Annotated in this window: 13 protein-coding genes; all 13 read left to right on the forward strand. The window is 32.5% G+C overall.

Annotation, left to right across the window (positions count from 1 at the left end):
- Positions 1 to 2: 2 nt before the first annotated feature.
- The 13 genes from ACWA1F_RS13295 (at position 3) to ACWA1F_RS13355 (ending at position 19,584) form a co-directional block, all read left to right on the forward strand.
- Positions 3 to 1,004 carry a hypothetical protein gene (locus ACWA1F_RS13295; protein WP_456894277.1) on the forward strand — a complete coding sequence of 334 codons (1,002 nt, stop codon included), beginning with the start codon at positions 3 to 5 and terminating at the stop codon, positions 1,002 to 1,004.
- Between the two features lie 6 nt (positions 1,005 to 1,010).
- The gene (locus tag ACWA1F_RS13300; protein ID WP_456894278.1) at positions 1,011 to 2,189 is read left to right on the forward strand and encodes a hypothetical protein; all 1,179 of its coding nucleotides are present in this window, start codon (positions 1,011 to 1,013) and stop codon (positions 2,187 to 2,189) included.
- A 9-nt stretch (positions 2,190 to 2,198) separates the two neighbouring features.
- Positions 2,199 to 3,158, forward strand: coding sequence for a hypothetical protein (locus ACWA1F_RS13305; protein WP_456894280.1), 960 nt, complete (start codon positions 2,199 to 2,201; stop codon positions 3,156 to 3,158).
- Positions 3,155 to 4,108, forward strand: coding sequence for a hypothetical protein (locus ACWA1F_RS13310; protein ID WP_456894281.1), 954 nt, complete (start codon positions 3,155 to 3,157; stop codon positions 4,106 to 4,108). Before ACWA1F_RS13305 ends, ACWA1F_RS13310 begins: the two co-directional genes overlap by 4 nt.
- A gap of 2 nt (positions 4,109 to 4,110) precedes the next feature.
- Entirely contained in the window at positions 4,111 to 5,157 is a 1,047-nt protein-coding gene (locus ACWA1F_RS13315; RefSeq protein ID WP_456894283.1) for a hypothetical protein, read from the forward strand.
- A 4-nt stretch (positions 5,158 to 5,161) separates the two neighbouring features.
- The gene (locus tag ACWA1F_RS13320; RefSeq protein ID WP_456894285.1) at positions 5,162 to 6,385 is read left to right on the forward strand and encodes a hypothetical protein; all 1,224 of its coding nucleotides are present in this window, start codon (positions 5,162 to 5,164) and stop codon (positions 6,383 to 6,385) included.
- 2 nt (positions 6,386 to 6,387) lie between these two features.
- Positions 6,388 to 7,383 (forward strand): hypothetical protein, encoded by a 996-nt coding sequence (locus ACWA1F_RS13325; RefSeq protein WP_456894286.1) that lies wholly within the window; start codon positions 6,388 to 6,390, stop codon positions 7,381 to 7,383.
- Between the two features lie 19 nt (positions 7,384 to 7,402).
- Positions 7,403 to 8,293: a hypothetical protein gene (locus ACWA1F_RS13330; RefSeq protein WP_456894288.1), complete on the forward strand. Its 891-nt coding sequence runs from the start codon at positions 7,403 to 7,405 to the stop codon at positions 8,291 to 8,293.
- A gap of 4 nt (positions 8,294 to 8,297) precedes the next feature.
- Entirely contained in the window at positions 8,298 to 9,230 is a 933-nt protein-coding gene (locus ACWA1F_RS13335) for a coiled-coil domain-containing protein (RefSeq protein WP_456894290.1), read from the forward strand.
- A 12-nt stretch (positions 9,231 to 9,242) separates the two neighbouring features.
- Complete coding sequence (locus ACWA1F_RS13340) at positions 9,243 to 10,172, forward strand: hypothetical protein (protein ID WP_456894292.1); 930 nt, start codon at positions 9,243 to 9,245, stop codon at positions 10,170 to 10,172.
- Positions 10,169 to 11,212, forward strand: a complete 1,044-nt coding sequence (locus ACWA1F_RS13345; protein WP_456894294.1) for a hypothetical protein — start codon at positions 10,169 to 10,171, stop codon at positions 11,210 to 11,212. Before ACWA1F_RS13340 ends, ACWA1F_RS13345 begins: the two co-directional genes overlap by 4 nt.
- Positions 11,213 to 11,328: 116 nt before the next feature.
- On the forward strand, positions 11,329 to 14,496 hold the full coding sequence (locus ACWA1F_RS13350) for a hypothetical protein (protein ID WP_456894296.1): 3,168 nt from the start codon (positions 11,329 to 11,331) through the stop codon (positions 14,494 to 14,496).
- Positions 14,497 to 14,625: 129 nt separating this feature from the next.
- Positions 14,626 to 19,584, forward strand: coding sequence for a DUF6443 domain-containing protein (locus ACWA1F_RS13355; RefSeq protein ID WP_456894298.1), 4,959 nt, complete (start codon positions 14,626 to 14,628; stop codon positions 19,582 to 19,584).
- Positions 19,585 to 19,591 lie beyond the last annotated feature (7 nt).

Consider the following 19,591-nt stretch of genomic DNA (forward strand, 5'->3'; position numbering starts at 1 on the left):
AAATGAAAAAAAAAATATTTCTAATAGCATCTATTGCATTTCAGTCCTTTATTTATAGCCAGACATTTGATGGGAACCTAGGTTCAAATAGTCTGAAATGGTCTACAGAGCAAAAAGATTTTAATAGCACTCCTAGATCTAATATTACGCCAATGTCTTTAAAACTTTGGGACAATTATGGGGGACTAAATGCTCCATCTGACTATGGTTCTGTACTAGAGATCTACGGAAAATATGCACATCTTGTTTCTCAGCTTTATTTTAACAATAACTGGCAAGGTGGACAAATTATGTACAGGAGCGCATTTTACAATGAAAACACATGGGGAGAATGGAGAACATTGCTAGATTCGAAAAGTGACGTAGAATCTTCTGGAAACTTAAAAATAAATGGAGCCAGCAATAACTACATTTTAAAGAGTAATTTAAGTATAGGAACAGCTAATCCTTCTAATGTTCAAGGTTGGGAAAGAATTTTAGATGTTTACGGTTTAGATAACTCAAAAATTATAGCAACTTCTTCTAATTCTTCTAATCGAGTAGGCATTTTTTCTCATACTACTTGGAATGGAGGAGGTGGTTTCGTTGGTACAGAAACAAATCATTCTCTTCATTTCATCACTAATTATATTCCGAGAATGACTGTTTCAAATACTGGAAATGTTGGCATCGACATTATTAATCCTAAAAATAAATTAGACGTAAATGGCACAATTCATTCCAAAGAAGTAAAAGTAGACATGACGGGATGGTCTGATTTTGTATTTAAAAAAGAATACAATCTTCCAACACTTAAAGAAGTTGAAAAGCATATTACAGAAAATGGACATTTGGAAAATATTCCAAGTGAGAAAGAAGTCTTGAAAAATGGAATCAATCTTGGCGAAATGAATGCTAAGCTTTTGCAGAAAATTGAAGAACTGACTTTATATGTGATAGAGCAGAATAAATCAATTGAAAATTTAAAACAAGAAATTAAAAACATCAAATCAAAAGATCATTAAGTTATTATGAATAAATTTTACATTGTAGGTTTTTTATTAATCACAGTTAGTGCCGTTTCTCAAATTAATTCTCCTAATGGGAATAATGTTTTTACCTATAATGGCGCAGCCGATGTGATTTTTAAATATCCAGAAAGAGGTTCTGGAGGAAGAGCATTTGTTCATGCTCCAAATAATATTTTAGCATTAAACTATGCCGAAGATTTTAACGGTGGTACTTTAATTGGCAATAATGTATATTTTAAAGATAATGGAAATTCGTTTATATACTCAGGAAATTTTGGTATTGGAACCTCTGCTCCAGCTGGTACATTGGATCTGAAAAAAGCTAATTCGAATTTGGTTTTTGATTTAGATGCTAATAATTTCTGTAAAATAATTAGTAAAGGATGGAATGTTAATATTGATATGCATACATTTCAAATTAATGGCACGGAAAATTTAAATCAACTTCATTTAAATACCAATGGTAATGTTGGTATCGGGACGCTCAGCCCAAACTCAAAATTGGATGTTTTAGGTCAAGTTACTAGTTATAATACCGCTTTTGGTCAATTAGATAAAGAAACAAGTACTAAAAATTATGCAAATTTTAGCACTAACAATCATGGAAGTGTTCTAATATCATCTAATCTTTATTTTTCAAATAACGATAATTTTAGAATAGCGAACACGCATCCTAGTATGTCAGGAGGGGCAATATTGCTTCCAGGTAACTCCCAGCCAAATCAGGGAAAAATATTGTTCTACACTAATAATCCCTCTTCGGTTGTAGAAGATCAATTATTCTCCGGATCTATTGCAATGGAAATTACTGGAAATGGAAACGTTGGTATCGGACAAATAAATCCAAATAACAAATTAGATGTAAATGGCACGATCCACTCCAAAGAGGTAAAAGTCGATATGTCGGGCTGGTCAGATTTTGTATTTAAAAAAGAATACAACCTTCCAACGCTTGAAGAAGTTGAGAAACATATTGTAGAAAAAGGACATCTGGAAAATATTCCAAATGAGGAAGAAGTGCTAAAAAACGGAATCAATTTAGGAGAAATGAATGCTAAACTTTTGCAGAAGATTGAAGAGATGACGCTTTATATGATCGAGCAAAATAAACGAATGAACAAATTAGAGAAAGAAAATCAGGATTTGAAGAATAAAGTAGAATCAATTGTAAACGATTAATATAAAAATATGAAACGAATAATTTTATCATTTTGTTTATTTATTTCACAATTTAATTTTGCTCAAAATAAAATTGAATCAACGGGTAATGTCGGAATTGGAACAACAAATCCAACAAGTAGTTTGACAATTACAAGTAGCCCGAGCCAATATTTTTCTCATATTTATTTTGGCGAGCCAACTGCAACATCTGGACAGGCATCTGCAACACTTTGTTTTGGAGGGTCTGGAATACAACATGCAGGTTTTTCGTGGGTTCCCAGTACTACAATTCAAGGAAAATTATTTTTGTCATTTGGAGGCTATGATAATGGAATGTATAATCCAATAAAAATGACTTTTCAAGCCGATGGAAATATTGGTATTGGAACAACCGCACCAAAACAAAAGCTAACAATTGTTGGAGATCAAACAGTAATAGACCAAGGAGGTCCTACAAATGGACAAAATTCAACAGCTCTTTTAAGACTTCAATCTTCGCCGAATGGAGCTGGAGAAGTTTTAGATTTTGGAATGAATATTAAAAGTTACGGATGGATACAGCCACAAGATTTTAATGATCCTAATGCTTTTTATAATTTAATTCTAAATGCTAAAGGAGGGAATGTTGGTATTGGAATAATAAATCCAAAAAATAAATTAGACGTAAACGGCACAATCCATTCCAAAGAAGTGAAAGGCGATATGTCAGGCTGGTCAGATTTTGTTTTCAAAAAAGAATACAATCTACCGACTCTTGAACAAGTAGAAAAGCACATTACAGAAAAAGGCCATTTAGAAAACATTCCAAATGAAGAAGAAGTTTTAAAAAACGGAATCAATCTTGGAGAAATGAATGCTAAACTTTTACAGAAGATTGAAGAACTGACGCTGTATATGATTGAAATGAAGAAGGAGAATGAAAGCATAAGGAAAGAAAATTCGATAATAAAGAAAGATTTAAATGAACTTAAAAAACAAAGAAAATGAAAATATTAAAACTGATAATTTTAGTAATTATTACTAATCATGCATTTTCACAAAATACAGTGCCGACTTCAGGCGCAGTAAATTTCGATACTAGCTTAAAAATTGGTAATCAAGTTTCTACCTCAACAGACGGGCAAATCAATCGCTTATCGCTTCAACCTTATCGACATACGGGCGGACCATGGATTTTTAAATCTCGTGACAATGGTTCTGTGGCTTTTTTAGATATTGATTATGGAATATCAAGTATAATGTCTTTAAACAGTGATAAAAATGTAGGTATTGGAGTTGTTAATCCTGTTAGCAAATTGTCTATAGACGGTTCAATAACTTTAAATAGTGGGCTAACTAATGTTATGGCTAGACCAGCATTATCTTCAGGAAATTTAGCTAAAAGCGAAATTAGAGGATACAGTGGTGCAGGAAATGCTTATGATGATGGTTTTTTGAGATTGTCTGCAGGTGGAGGAACAAACCTTTCAGTTAAAACGTTTATCGATTTGTCTGGTTACTCAACAGTTCCTGATATGAATAATAATATCGTTTTTGGAACAGCTGGTGCTGAAAAAATGAGAATTGACAAGTCGGGTAATCTTGGTATTGGTACAAAAAATCCAGCGAACAAACTAGACGTCAACGGTACAATCCATTCCAAAGAAGTAAAAGTAGATATGACAGGCTGGTCCGATTTTGTTTTTAAAAAAGAATACAATCTACCGACTCTTAAACAAGTAGAAAAACACATTACAGAAAAAGGCCATTTAGAAAACATTCCGAATGAAGAAGAAGTTTTAAAAAACGGAATCAATCTTGGAGAAATGGATTCTAAGCTTCTGCAAAAAATTGAAGAACTAACTTTATACGTAATTGAGCAGAATAAGCGTCTTGACAAAGTTGAAAAAGAAAATGCTGAATTAAAAAATGAAATAAAAACGTCAAAAAAACGATAAAAATGAAACTTAAAATTTTACTCTTATTCTTAACTTTTCAAATCAGTTTTTCTCAAAATACATTCCCATATCCAGAAAGCGGTAATATTGGAATTGGTACGAATACTCCACAAGCAAAATTGCATGTTAATAACGGGGATAATTCTTACGGAACCATTTTAGCAAACAATAGTGAGGTCGGTTTTTCATTATACGCAAAATCATTATTTACACAGCCTGCTTATGCAGAGTCATTTAGACTCGGTTTGAAATATTATAATGTTGAGGACAATGGTTTTATATCGTTTTATAGAGGTTCATCTTCAAATGGAGGATTTTTAGGATTTTCAACAAATGGGATAGAAAGAGTAAGTATTGCGAATAGTGGAAATGTTGGTATTGGAACAAAATCACCTGTTAGCAAATTATCAGTAGAAGGTTCTTTAACCGTTAACGGAGGGTTAAGCAATATTTTACCAAGACCATCAATTTCTGCAGGAACTTTAGAAAATGGAGAAATTAGAGGTTATAGTAGTGCAGGGAATAATTATGATGATGGTTTTTTAAGATTGTCTGCTGGAGCTGGAACATCATCTACTGTTAAATCATTTATCGACTTATCAGGTTACTCTACTGTGCCAGATATGAATGGAAACATTGTTTTTGGTACATATGGTTCTGAAAGAATGCGTATTGATGCAAATGGCAATATTGGTATGGGTGTAAAATCACCAGATGCAAAACTGGCAGTGAAGGGAACAATCCATTCAAGTGAAGTAAAAGTAGATTTAAATTTTCCTGCACCAGATTATGTCTTTGCAAATGATTACAAATTGAGAAGCCTGTCAGAAGTAGAAAATTATATAAAAGAAAACAGTCATTTACCAGAAATGCCTTCTGCAAAAGAGTTTGAGAAGAATGGAATAAATGTTTCTGAAATGAATATGGCGTTGCTTAAAAAAATAGAGGAATTGACTCTTTATTTGATTGAAATGAAGAAAGAAAATGAGGAAATAAAGATGGAAAATAAAGAAATGAAAAGTAGAATAGAAAAAATAGAAAAAAAATAATGTGATGAAAAAAATTACTCTATTGTTTATTGTATTTGTTTCACAAATAAATTTCGCCCAAAATTGGCTTAAACCAGATGGGAATGTCGGGATTGGGACGCTTGATCCTCAAGTGAAATTGGATGTTTTCGGACAAGGACGTTTTAAAGTTCCAGATGATCAATCAGGTATAGGAGGACTTACTATTGAAACAGATAATGGGACGAATTTACGTTTGGGAGGTAATTCATCATATAGTTGGATTCAGTCTCACATGTCACTCCCTTTATATATTAATGAACTCGGAAACAATACAATATTTAATATAGCAGGAGGTCTTGTTGGTATAGGCACAATTTCTCCTGCAGCTAGATTGGATGTAAAATCGTGGGATGTTGCTGCATTTTTTAGATCCACCGCGAATTCAGTTCCAGTAAGTATTATTAATACAGGATCATCAGTTTCCTCAATTGGATTTAAAGGTTCTACTTCCTTAAACGAATTTAACGTTAGACTTGGTGCAGATGGAAATGATCTGGTTTCTTATACCAATAATGTTGAAAGAACAAGAATTGCTGCTAGCGGAAACTTTGGCGTTGGCACCAATAATCCCTTAGCAAAACTAGAAGTTTATAATGGAAATATTTTGGTAAGAAATTCATCCAATATAGACAATGAGTCTAGTATTATAATTGCGCATTCAATTAACCATTTAGCTTACGATACTTTTGGTGTCTCTTTGAGAACAATAACAGAAAGTGCTGGATATAATACATACGGAATGCAGTTTTTTACACAAGATTCTTTTTTAACTGGCCAAACAGAAAAACTTAGAATCCAAGGAAATGGAAATGTAGGTATTGGAATAACAAATCCACAGAATAAATTAGATGTCAACGGCACCATTCATTCCAAAGAAGTAAAAGTAGATATGCTTGGCTGGTCTGACTTTGTATTTAAAAAGGAATACAATCTGCCGACACTTGAAGAGGTAGAAAAACATATTGTAGAAAAAGGACATTTAGAAAATATTCCAAGCGAGGAAGAAGTCTTGAGAAATGGAATTAAATTGGGAGAAATGAATTCTAAGCTTTTGCAGAAAATTGAAGAATTGACTTTATACACAATTGAATTAAAAAAAGAAAATAACATTCAATCCAGAAAAATAGAGGAATTAGAAAAAGAAAATTCTTCTTTCAAATTACTTTCCGATAGAATTTCCATACTTGAAAATCAACAGAAAAAATAATTATGAAATTTAAAATTCTTTTAGTAATAGTATCTTTTTGTACCATTTACGCTTCAACTGCTCAGCAAATTGACGATGGACGAGCCATCGGAATTACAGATTTTTCAGTACCATTAAAATCTGGGGTCTACCAAGGTGAAACGGCGTCAGGAATGAATCCTGATCCCTCATTCGGATGGCAGCATTTATTTGTTATGAGACACTCGAATGATATCAACAATCATCAATTACAATTGTCTTCATCATATTCGGTTAATGACAGGTTATTTTTTAGAAAAATAGCTTCAGGAAGTCTTGGAGCTACAAATACAGACTGGATTGAGCTAGCAACAAGAGGCACTAATACTTTTACTGGAAATCAGGCCGTTTTTGGAGTTTTACAGCTATGGGACAAAAATGAAAGCCGACCGAATGGACAAAATGTAGAAAGCAAGCCAGTTTTAAAGCTTTCACGATTCGGAAGCGATGGCTACAGCTGGCACGAACAAGCAGAATTTAGAATTGGTCATGGTGGGTCGGGAACTACAGGAAGTAAGCTTGAACTATATGTCAATGGTGACGGAAATACAACTGAAAAACCTAATCAACAAGTAATGACATGGAATTATAATGGAAATGTAGGTATAGGTACAATAAACCCAAATAGCAAACTAGATGTAAACGGTACCATTCATTCTAAAGAAGTAAAAGTAGATTTAAATTTTCCAGCGCCAGATTATGTCTTTGACAATGATTATAAATTAAGAAGTCTTCCGGAAGTAGAAAATTATATAAAAGAAAATAGCCATCTACCTGAAATTCCATCTGCAAAGGAGTTTGAGAAAAACGGTATAAATGTTTCTGAAATGAATATGGCTTTGCTTAAAAAAATAGAGGAATTGACTCTTTATATGATCGAAATGAAGAAAGAAAATGAAGCTGTAAAAAAAGAGAATGTTTTGATGAAAGATCACCAAATAGAATTGGAAAAGAGAATAGCTAAAGTTGAAAATAAATAAATATCAAAATTTAATTTTTATGAGAAACTACTATTTGATAATTGCATTGCTGATTGTAATCGTTGGTAATGCTCAGAATTATAATAATATAGTGAATTATTCCCTTAATGATACTCCTACTTATGGAGTTAAAATAAAAACCAATTTACCGTTTGTTGCAGGCTCTCAAATGCCAACAATAAATATTAACGGTTATAGTTTTGCGGGTCAAGAGCCTATCAATTTGACCATTGTTTACTATATATATTTTACAGGCAATAATATAGAAGACCCAGCAAGTTATTATTTCTATGGTCCTAAAATGTCTTCTGCTGGTAGTTATGTTCCACAAGTTTTTTTATCAAATGAGAATGGAAAAGTTGTAATCTTTATAAACGATAAAATTTATCATCAAAGGTTTACAGTTAGTGCGTATGCACAAGGAATGGCAGAAACAAGCAGCTGGTTTCAAGGCTGGACTGCTGTTGATGAGCCAATGACTGGTAATAGAACAGTTGAAATTCCATATCAAAATAGATTTAAAGGAAACGTTTATTTATCTGGAGGAAGTATTTGGAACGCTAATGGAAATGTTGGAATAGGCACAGAAAATCCAGATGCTAAATTGGCCGTAAACGGGAACATTCATTCTAAGGAAGTAAAAGTAGATCTTACTGTTCTTGCACCTGATTATGTTTTCGAAAATGACTATCAGCTTAAAACTTTAGGCGAAGTTGAAAGTTACATTAGTGAGAATAAACATTTACCCGAAATACCTTCTGCAAAAGAGTTTGAAAAGAACGGAATTAATGTTTCTGAAATGAATATGGCACTACTTAAGAAAATTGAGGAATTGACTCTTTATATGATTGAAATGAAGAAAGAAAATACCGAGATGAAAAACAGAATCGAAAAAATAGAAAAAAAATAATATCATGAAAAAGATAAGTCTATTATTCATTGTATTTGTTGTACATGTAAATTTCGCTCAAAACAGACTTGAATCGAGTGGAAATGTAGGAATAGGAACAAATGATCCATCGGTTCCTTTAGATGTTATTGGCACCGTTAAAATACAGTCATCAAATTCAAATTATAATGAAAACTTAAGGTTATTGCCTTCTTTAGCAGGTGATTATTCGAGTATAGCGTTAGGGGCAGTTGGAGGTAATTTTGGAACTGGAATTGGACAATGGACTTTGGTAAGATATCCTGCATCAGAAAATTATAAGTTTAGTTTAAGATATAACACTACAGATTTTTTTAATATAACAACCAATGGCAATGTTGGTATTGGAGAGATAAACCCTGAAGCTAAGCTTACTTTGAAAGATCGTAATCAAGTATTAAGTTTTTTAACAAATCAAAAGTTAGAAGGAATTTGGCCTCCTGTAGAAGAACTGAATACCATGACAATACAATCTTCAGGATTTTCTCCTGGGAATATTGCATTTGCAACTGGTAATACAGAAGTTATGAGAATAAACAGTAGAGGAAATGTTGGAATAGGTATAATAAATCCACAAAATAAGCTAGACGTAAACGGTACAATCCATTCCAAAGAAGTAAAAGTCGATATGGCTGGTTGGGATTGGCCAGATTTTGTATTTAAAAAAGAATACAATCTGCCAACACTGGAGCAGGTTGAAAAGCATATTACAGAAAAAGGACATTTAGAAAATATTCCAAGCGAGAAGGAAGTTTTAAAAAGCGGAATTAATTTAGGAGAAATGGATGCTAAGCTTCTCCAGAAAATAGAAGAATTAACTCTTTATATGATTGAAATGAAGAAAGAAAATAATGAGATGAAAAAAGATATTTCTGCTCTAAAGCAAGAAAATAAAATGTTGAAATCTAAAAAGAAATAAATCAAAATAAATATGAGAAAATATTACCTTATTTCATTATTGCTGTTTGTTACAGTAGGTTTTGCCCAAAATTACAATAACATAGTTAATTATGCTTTTAACGGAACTCCAATAAATGGAGTTAAAATCAAAACTAATTTGCCTTTTCAGGTAGCATCCCAAATGCCTACAATAACAATAACAGGATATAATTATGGAAGTCAAGAGCCTATAAGTTTAAATCTTGTCTATTATATCTGGTATACTGGCTCCAATATGGAGGATAGTTCTACTTACTATTTTCACGAGCCTAAAATGTCTTCTTCAGGGAGTTATACTCCACAAGTATTCTTATCTAATGAAAATGGTAAAGTGGTAATTTTTATAAATGATAAATCGTATTATCAGAGATTTACGGTTAGCGCATTTGCACAAGGTATGTATGAGACAAGTAGCTGGTTTCAAGGCTGGACTGCTGTTGATGAACCAATGACGGGGACAAAAACAGTAGAAATTCCATATCAGAATAGATTTAAGGGAAATATATTTTTATCTGGAGGCAGTATTTGGAATGCCAGCGGAAATGTTGGAATAGGAACAGAAAATCCAGATGCTAAATTAGCGGTAAACGGCAACATTCATTCTAAGGAAGTAAAAGTAGATTTAACTGTTCCTGCACCCGATTATGTTTTTAAAGATGATTACAAACTTAAAACTTTAGATGAGGTTGAAAGTTATATTAAAGAAAACAGTCACTTACCCGAAATTCCTTCAGCAGATGAATTTGAAAAGAATGGAATAAACGTTTCTGAAATGAATATGGCTTTACTAAAGAAAGTAGAAGAGTTGACTTTGTATGTAATTGAGCAGAATAAAAAAATATCTGAATTACAGCAAGAAAATAAAAAGCTTACAGATTTAGAAATAAGATTTCAGGAACTTGAAAAAACAATTAAAAAATGAGAACACAAATAGCATTCTTTATTCTAATAGGATCATCTTTTTTATCTACAAAAGCACAAAGTTTAAATCCATTCTCTCATATTTCAGCAGCAGGCTCTGCAGATTCTTTTAATGCGGGCTATACTTTTGCATATGCAACATCTGGTACCCCATGGAATGGATCATTAATTAGTTATGGCGGATTCCCTATAAATAATTATGACACACAAATTAGTTCTGATTATGGACCAGGAGGAGGAAAACATATAAGTTTTAGGACTAAGAATGGAGATATAAATGCTTGGAATCCTTGGATTGAATTGGCTACTAAAGGAGAAAACGATTTTGCAGGAAAACAAAGTATTTCAGGCAATTTAGGACTTGGACTAAGTGAGCCTTTGAATAAATTACATGTGCATGGAACTCATACTGATTCAAGAATTTTATTGCATTCTGCTGGTGCAGATGACCAAGCAAGAGAAGCGGATTTAATGCTTTGGGCAAGCGAGCCGGGACTAACTTATACAGGAGTCGGAATTGGCAATAATATTCACAACTACAATAATCCAAACGGCGGTTTGAAATTGCTTAACACTGCTAGAGGAGGTTCTTATATTAGATTACTAGATTGTGCTATGCAGTTTAATGTTGTCAATTCTGGAGGAGTAGATATGCAAGCAATTGCTGTAAACACATCTGGCAATGTTGGAATTGGAAATTCCAGTCCAATACATAAATTAGATGTAAACGGTACAGTTCATTCCAGAGAAGTAAAAGTAGATCTAAACTTCCCAGCTCCCGATTATGTTTTTAAAGATGATTACAATTTAAGATCGCTTCAAGAAGTTGAAAACTTCATTAAAGAAAACAGTCACTTACCTGAAATTCCTTCTGCAAAAGAGTTTGAAAACAACGGAATTAATGTTTCTGAAATGAATATGGCTCTTTTAAAGAAAATTGAAGAGATGACACTTTATATGATAGAGATGAAAAAGGATATTTCTGCACTGCAGCAGGAAAACAAACTTTTAAATACAAAACTAGCTAAGAGTAATAAATAGGTAGAGTATGTCTTGATTATTAAAATTTTAATTCAATTCTTTAGCCAAAAAATAAGAAAAATGCATTATTAAATATCATTATAAACCAAATACATTAACTATCAAATTATTAAATTATGACCAAATTTTTACTATTCTTTATCGGATTGTTATCTATCGAAGGCTTTTCACAGTCATCAATCCCAAACCCTCAAAATATGGTGGAGGAAAAAATAAAGTCACCTCAAGTACATCTCTTAAAACAATTTGCTGATTATCCAGTTGATTTGTCAAGAGGACTAGTTGATATTACCATTCCTATTTACGATATTCCTTTTGCAGACAAAAACTTACCATTAAAACTAATGTTTCATGCTTCAGGTTTGAGAGCTGATATTTCAGAAAATGGAATGTTAGGTTTAAAATGGGCATTAAATGCAAGTGGCTTCATAAGTCGTGAAGTTCGAGGTTATCCTGATGAAAGAAGGCCTCATAAACAGGGTATTGATCAATTTTTTTCACCTGATTGGATGACTCTTTATGGTGGTGGCGCTGATAAAGGTTATTTTAATAATAATCCGATTTTTCAAAACAATGACTTATACCATATTGGAATGCCTGGAATTCGTGGAAAATATGAAGATACCGAATATGATATTTTTACTTTTTCCTTACCAAATGGAGAAAGCGGAAAATTCATTTTAAAAGATATTAATGGAGTTAAGACGGCATCTTTCATGCCTTATAAACCTTACAAAGTAAATAATATCACTATTGAAGGTGGATTTAACAATTTGCTAACTTTTACCAAGTTTGAAATAATTGACGATCAAGGTTATACTTATACTTTTGGTACTAATGATATAGGTAAGAAGTTTTACGAATATACCCCTGGTTACGAACATGTTAATTCTTGGCATTTAACTTCTATAATTTCACCAAATAAAAAAGACATCATAAAATTTGATTATAGATATACTAGTGTATATACAAAAAGCCCTCTTATTCCAGTTACAATAAACGACTATTTAGATGATTATGTAAATTATCATAATAGAGCAAGTTGCCCTGGTGCTTTTCGTGATTCTCCTCTCTTTACCGCTACAAAAATGGCTCTTTTTGAAGATTATTTTGTACGAAATTACAATGAACCCGCTTTCCCTAATGCTGAGAGTTATTATATTACTACAATTACCTACAATGATATGACTGTTGATTTTTCTTATAAAAAAAACACAGGTGATGTTAATGAATTAATATTAAATAAAATTGCAGTTCTGAAAGCTGATAAAACAATTCGACAAGCTGAGTTTGATGTAAAATTACTGGCTGGAGCAAGTTATTTGAATTCAATCAAAATTAAAGGCAGTGGTGAAGAAACAGTAGAGAAATACGACTTTAATTATTATTCTTTAGAAAAATTCCCTGGAGTAGATAAATTATGTAATAGCGCGGATTATTGGGGGTTTTATAACTCACAAGTTGAAAATGTAATCTTAAAAGATAAAGCCAGTATCTATTGGCGTTACCCGATTTGTTTAGGTGGATTGCAAACAGTATATGAAAAAGAAATTGGAAGTGGGAATGATAGATATAGTAACGAAGATGATATGAAAATTGGGATGATTCAGTCCATTAAATATCCTAGCGGAGGGACTACTTTTTTTGACTATGAAAGTAATAAATACCAAGATTTTTATGGAGTTAAAAAATGTGGAGGTTTAAGAATTAAAACCATAGTTGATAAAGATAAAAATGGCATTGAGCTGAAAAAAAGACAGTTTACCTACGGGCAAAATGAGAATGGCATTGGCGTAGTTCCTACTTATCTTCAACCAGACCCTTATGTGAAAAATTATTTTGAAGAAAGTGCAACGATGTACTACATTAGAGATACGGACATATATTGGGATGGAGAGACAGGAACGCCATTTTTTCCTCTAGATCAAGGAGAAGGATATTATAGGACTCGATATATAACTGGTTTTTTCCCAAGCTCTTTTTATACCTTTTTAAACAATCTTGTAAACTATGACATGGTGACAGAATACATAGGAGAAAGTAATAATAATAAAGGTAAAATTGAAAATTTTTACTCTCATAACACTCCTGTACGTTATGACTATGATATGGATCCTCGTTACTTAAGATATCAGAAATATAAGCCTATTATTGATCCTTCTAATTTTTGGTATGGCAATTATCTTTCAAAAAAAATTGAATACAGAAATGACAATACTTCCTATTTTAAGGTTAAACAAACAGATTATACATATGATTATACAATCGTAGATGAAATTTATGATCTTTCTATATATAAGTATAAAACTTTTATCTCATATGATGTCAGAACGGGAGAACAATCTGGTGAAACAGCAATTGAAGAATTAAATAGATTTAAAGAAAATCCTGGGTCATTTTTTGGACATAAACTTCAAAAATATACTATCGGTGCTGAATATTTATCTTCTATTAAAGAGGAATTATTTTTTGATGACGGTACAAGCATTGTTCAGACTACCAATAATGAGTATGATACAAATAAACCATCATTTATTAAACAATCTTCATTTTTGAATTCTAAAGGAGAAAAACGTGTACAAAAATTTTTATATCCTTTTAATATTAATACAGGAATTTACAGCCAGATGGTAAATGCAAATGTTCTGTCACCTTTAATTGAAAAAACAACTTTAAAAAATGATAAAATAATTACCAGTACTGTGCTTACCTATAAAAAGATTGATGAAAATTTTGTTCTTGATCAAAGTTATATAACTGAATTAAGTACACCAATTGCTACATCACTGTTTTCAGTTTTCAATGGGGTAACTAAAGATTCGCATTATGGTTCAAATCCTGAAATTACTTATGATTTTTATGACGACAAAGGAAATCCGACACAAGTAACCCCAAGAGGAAAAGCATCTGTATGCTATATCTGGGGATATGATAAAAAATATCCTATTGCCACAATTGAAAATGCAACTTTACAAAGTGGCCAGACAAACAGTATATCTCCTGCCCAACAAATCCTTATAAATAATGCTGTTGCGGCAACGTTTGGAGAAACCAATGCAGCAACAGAAGCTAATCTTGTGGACAAACTAAAACTTTTAAGAGCCGGTTTTCCAGATGCTATGGTAACAACCTATACGTATGATCCTTTTGTTGGAGTTACGAGTATGACTGACTCCAAAGAATTTACAACTTATTATGAATATGATAGCTATGGGCGTTTGAAGCAGGTTAAGAATAATGATAAAAAAATTCTGTCTGCTACTAAATACCACTTCACTAACTAAAATTATCGCACAAATTCAATATTGCACTGTTGACACATTCTGTCTTCAATTGCATGTTATTGTAAAATTTAAACTTTTAATATGATGCATAATAAAATAAAAAATACGTTTATTTTTATAGTTTTGGTGATGATAATTTTACTTAACTCATCAAAGATTCAGGCACAAAGTACTGGCCAATTGTATTTAGAGGGTCCGACTACGGTTCATTATGGTGACGTAGTATCTTATTTTCTTAAAGATGCTATGGACAACAATACTCCTTCTACTTATCTATACAATAACTTCAACTGGATAATTATTAATAATGGAACAGTGCTAACTTATATAAATGAAAATTATCAACCAGATGCAGAAGTATATTGGGACGGTACTCCAAGTCAAGAAAAGGTATATGTTTCATATCAGAGACAAGGAGAGCCATACTATGCAGAATTAAATGTTACCGTTCTTCCAACGCCTTCAACACCAGATGCTCCAACAGTATTAAGTTCTGGCTGTAATCAGGTCGTTTTGCAAAGAAATGATCCTCCAGGGAATATCCGAACAGGAGGACAGGATATTACATGGTATTGGCAAACGAGTCCAACAGGAACCAGTACAGCAAATTCTTCTTCGACCATAACGGTGACATCGGGTACAGAATATTATTTAAGAGCCAGACGTTATAATGGATATTGGAGTGATGAATCAAGTAGTGTTTCCTATTTTATTGGTGTACCCGCTCCAGTGATACAAATGGTTACACAACCAACTGTAACAACACCAACGGGAAGCGTAACTTTAATAGGGCTTCCAGAATCGGGAACCTGGATAATTAATCCTGGAAATATTTCTGGAACAGGGGAAACAACAACTGTAAGTGGATTAAATCCATCTACTACTTATAATTTTACCGTTACAAATTCTTCCGGATGCACTTCAAATGCATCTGCTAACGTAATCATCAATGCACAATCCTCAACCCTAGATGCTCCAGTCCTATCTGATATTATACATCCAGATTGTAATAATAGTAAGGGACAATTCACGATAACCAACTATAATTCTTCTTATACTTATATCGTAACACCATCAACGGATGTAAGCATATTGGGTTCAAAAGTCTTAGCACCACAAGGTAACTATACCATAAAGGTGATATCTGAATCTAACATTTCATCTCCTTTAACTAATTTCAGTATTAATGCACAGCCCATTACACCTATTGCACCAATTGTAGGCACTATAACGCATCCCACTTTAAGCACGCCAACAGGAAGTGTTATATTGATGGGGTTACCAAATTTCTGGACTATCAACCCTGGAAATATTAGTAGCTCTGGATCAACTGCAACGATTACAGGCCTAAAAGCAGGAATTGTCCATAATTTTACTGTGACCAATTCATTGGGTTGTACTTCTAACGCTTCAGAAGATATCGTAATAAACTTGCAACCATTTGATTGCAATGGTATTAGTAGTGAAGAAACGTATGTTCATACTATTACTCCTTTAATAGAAAGCACAGATGCTGAGGTGTTGACTAACGATAATAAGCTAGAATCTATAACGTATTATGATGGAATAGGAAGGCCTAAACAAAAAGTAGATATACGCAGTGGAGGTACAAATAATGTTGACCTTATCACACATATAGATTATGATGATTATGGAAGACAAGACAAGGAATATCTTCCTTATACAGATGGAAATAGCTGTGGTGCCTTTAGAACAGCTGATACAGATTTAGCAACAAAAACGTATTATGCGAATCATTTTCCAGGAGATATCAATCCGACAGCTTCCAACCCTTATTCTCAAAAGGATTTAGAAGCGTCACCGCTTAATCGTGTTCTAAAACAGGCAGCACCTGGTAAAGATTGGATGTTAGGTCAAGGGCACGAGATTAAGATGGATTATAAAACGAATGCGTTAGGAGAAGTACAGCTTTTTACAGTAGATTTTGTTCTTGATAATAATACTTATGTGCCAACACTAAGAAATTCTGGATTTTATGCACAAACCATGCTATATAAAAACATAGTTTTTGATGAAAATTCTTCGGCTAATCCTGTTGCAAATTCTACAGAACTAGAAGGCTCTACAATAGAATTTAAGAATAAAGAAGGCCAGATTGTTTTAAAAAGAACTTATGGGGCTGTTGGAGATGGAAACACAAATGAAAGACATGATACATATTATGTGTTTGATGATTTTGGAAATCTAAGTTTTGTAATTCCTCCCAAAGCAGTTGATTTTTTTAAAAGTGATAATATCGATGCTAATTTGGAATCATCTGTGGTTTTGGAAGCGAATAGTCCGCAGTTAAATTTGAAAGCGTCTAATTCTATTACATTAAAAGAAGGATTTCACGCTAAAGCAGGGAGTATTTTTTCTGCAGTTATAGACAATGGCAATCAAAGCGTTTTAGATAATTTATGTTATCAATATCGATATGACCAAAGAAACAGATTGGTTGAAAAAAAATTGCCTGGAAAAGATTGGGAGTATATCATCTATAACAAAAAAGACAAACCAATTTTGACGCAGGATGCTAATTTAAGAACTCAAAATAAATGGTTATTTACTAAGTATGATATTTTTGACAGAGTTGTATATACAGGTGAATACAAAAGTACAGTAAAAACTACTCGTGCTTTAATGCAAGGTTTCGCAGATGAAAACAACGTTCTTTTTGAACAAAAACAAACTGCTAATAGCATAAATGGGACTACTCTTTATTATAGTAATAATGCTTTTCCTAATGTTAATGATACTAGTATAAATTTATTTACCATAAATTATTTTGATAGTTACAATTTTGACGCTATCCCTGTGAATGTTTCTTCTTTAGGAGCTATTACGGATGTAAAAGGACTGCCCACAGGGTCTAAAACTCGGATTTTAAATACGAATAACTGGATTACAAACTGGAATTATTACAATAACAAAAGTTTGCTTTTCTACAGTTACAGTAAAAACGATTACCTAAATACAACAGCAATTGTACAAAGTGAATTTGATTTTCCAGGTAAGGTTAAACAGACGACCTCAACACATACTAGAAATAGTGTAACAACAATTATTGTAGATAAATTTGAATACGATCACGCTGGCAGACTGACAAAGCAAACCCAGTCTATAAACGGAGCAGCTGATCCAGAGGTTATTGTTGCTAATACGTATGATGAATTAGGACAGTTAGTAATTAAAGGTATTGGAAACAAGGCTTCTCAAAATCGATTACAAACTGTAGATTATAAATATAATATCAGAGGCTGGCTTAAAAATATTAATGATATCAATGCTATCGGAAATGATTTGTTTGCCTTTCAGATTAATTATAATGATATTGCAGATACCAATAAAAAACTATTTAATGGAAACATAAGCCAAACTTTATGGAAAACGGCAAATAGTGATTCTAGCCTGAAAAACTATACCTATGCTTACGATAAGCTGAACAGACTGAAAAATGCGGATGATAATCTCAATAAATTTAATGAAAGTCTTACTTATGACATGAATGGTAATATCTTGAAACTAAAAAGAAATGGAGAATTGGTTGATGGCGTTCCCGATATTAATATTCCATCACATTTTGGTCTAATGGATGACCTTACATATATTTACGACAATGGCAATAAACTCCAAATTGTATCTGATTTAGCAAATAAGAATCACGGATTTAAAGATGATTTTACAGGCAATGGCGATGACATAACTGAAGATTATACTTATGATGCCAATGGTAATATGAAAACAGATAGTAATAAAGGAATCACTGTTGTAAGTTATAATCATTTGAATCTGCCTGACGAAGTAACTATTCAGGGACAAACTATCAAATACTATTATGATGCTACGGGGATAAAACAAAAAAAAGTTGCAAATAACACCATAACCGATTATTCAGGCAACTTTATTTACGAAAACAACCAAATGCAATTTTTTGTACAGCCAGAAGGATATGTATCTAATAATTCAGGAATTTTTGATTATGTTTACCAATACAAGGACCATGTAGGCAACGTTCGTTTAAGTTATGATAAAAATCTGATTATCCAGGAAGAAAACAATTATTATCCATTTGGTTTAAAGCATAAAGGATATAATGCCGTAACTAATACTACTGAAGGAAATAGAGTTGCACAAAAGTATAAGTATAATGATAAAGAGCTCCAAGACGAGCTTGGGTTTAACATGTATGACTATGGAGCTAGAAATTATGACCCTGCACTTGGCCGATGGATAAATATAGATCCACTTACTGAAATATCAAGACGATTTTCTCCTTATGTTTATGCTAATGATAACCCTATATATTTTATTGATCCTGATGGAATGGCAGTAGAAGAATTTGAAGGCGGTACCACCTACACAGGAGCTGATGCCCAAGAAGCATTTAATAACTTACAGATTCAATACGGAAGTTCAAAAAGTAAATTAACAGGAAGTTCTAATTTATTAATCTTTACCATGGATAAGTCTCATGGTATTAATAAGAAGGTTATGAATGAAATTAGCGGAAATTATGATTGGATAGCAGTAAATAATCCGGAAGAAGCGGAAGCTCAATTAAAAAAAGAATATGGAGACAAAATGGGATTTATTAAAAATTTAGTATGGAGATCGCATGGAACAATTGGAGGAGCATATCTTGATAATAATACTGATGTTTTACCAATGGCTGACCCTAGTACAAATGAATCATTATCCTACATTAGAGGATTATTAACAAATGATGCTAATGTTGTTTTTACAGCATGTACATTAATTGGAGATTCAATGCAGCCGAAAAGAGAAATGTATGGCTATGGCAGGAATGCTTTAAATAATTTTTCGGCTTTCTTTGTTGCTGGATCTGAAAGAAGCTTATTTTTAAATTATACTGTCTCAACAGCAGTATCCCATCAAGCGTCAAGATTTATTTTTGATAAAGGATTACATCAAGAAAATAGAGTTGGTTTTTTATGGATAACACAAAATAGTATAAAGAATTATTTTTATAATGTCCAAATTAACAGTTCAGGAGGAATTGGTGTGCAACCATTGAGGTCAACTTGGCAATTTGGTTCAAATAAAAGTATATTTAATAGATTTTAATAATTGA

Source organism: Flavobacterium erigeronis, from assembly GCF_054075165.1.

What these genes read in the sequence shown, in the direction of transcription:
- ACWA1F_RS13295 (WP_456894277.1), top strand. Translation starts at nt 3, where the DNA reads ATGAAAAAAAAAATATTTCTAATAGCATCTATTGCATTTCAGTCCTTT.
- ACWA1F_RS13300 (WP_456894278.1), top strand. Translation starts at nt 1,011, where the DNA reads ATGAATAAATTTTACATTGTAGGTTTTTTATTAATCACAGTTAGTGCC.
- ACWA1F_RS13305 (WP_456894280.1), top strand. Translation starts at nt 2,199, where the DNA reads ATGAAACGAATAATTTTATCATTTTGTTTATTTATTTCACAATTTAAT.
- ACWA1F_RS13310 (WP_456894281.1), top strand. Translation starts at nt 3,155, where the DNA reads ATGAAAATATTAAAACTGATAATTTTAGTAATTATTACTAATCATGCA.
- ACWA1F_RS13315 (WP_456894283.1), top strand. Translation starts at nt 4,111, where the DNA reads ATGAAACTTAAAATTTTACTCTTATTCTTAACTTTTCAAATCAGTTTT.
- ACWA1F_RS13320 (WP_456894285.1), top strand. Translation starts at nt 5,162, where the DNA reads ATGAAAAAAATTACTCTATTGTTTATTGTATTTGTTTCACAAATAAAT.
- ACWA1F_RS13325 (WP_456894286.1), top strand. Translation starts at nt 6,388, where the DNA reads ATGAAATTTAAAATTCTTTTAGTAATAGTATCTTTTTGTACCATTTAC.
- ACWA1F_RS13330 (WP_456894288.1), top strand. Translation starts at nt 7,403, where the DNA reads ATGAGAAACTACTATTTGATAATTGCATTGCTGATTGTAATCGTTGGT.
- ACWA1F_RS13335 (WP_456894290.1), top strand. Translation starts at nt 8,298, where the DNA reads ATGAAAAAGATAAGTCTATTATTCATTGTATTTGTTGTACATGTAAAT.
- ACWA1F_RS13340 (WP_456894292.1), top strand. Translation starts at nt 9,243, where the DNA reads ATGAGAAAATATTACCTTATTTCATTATTGCTGTTTGTTACAGTAGGT.
- ACWA1F_RS13345 (WP_456894294.1), top strand. Translation starts at nt 10,169, where the DNA reads ATGAGAACACAAATAGCATTCTTTATTCTAATAGGATCATCTTTTTTA.
- ACWA1F_RS13350 (WP_456894296.1), top strand. Translation starts at nt 11,329, where the DNA reads ATGACCAAATTTTTACTATTCTTTATCGGATTGTTATCTATCGAAGGC.
- ACWA1F_RS13355 (WP_456894298.1), top strand. Translation starts at nt 14,626, where the DNA reads ATGATAATTTTACTTAACTCATCAAAGATTCAGGCACAAAGTACTGGC.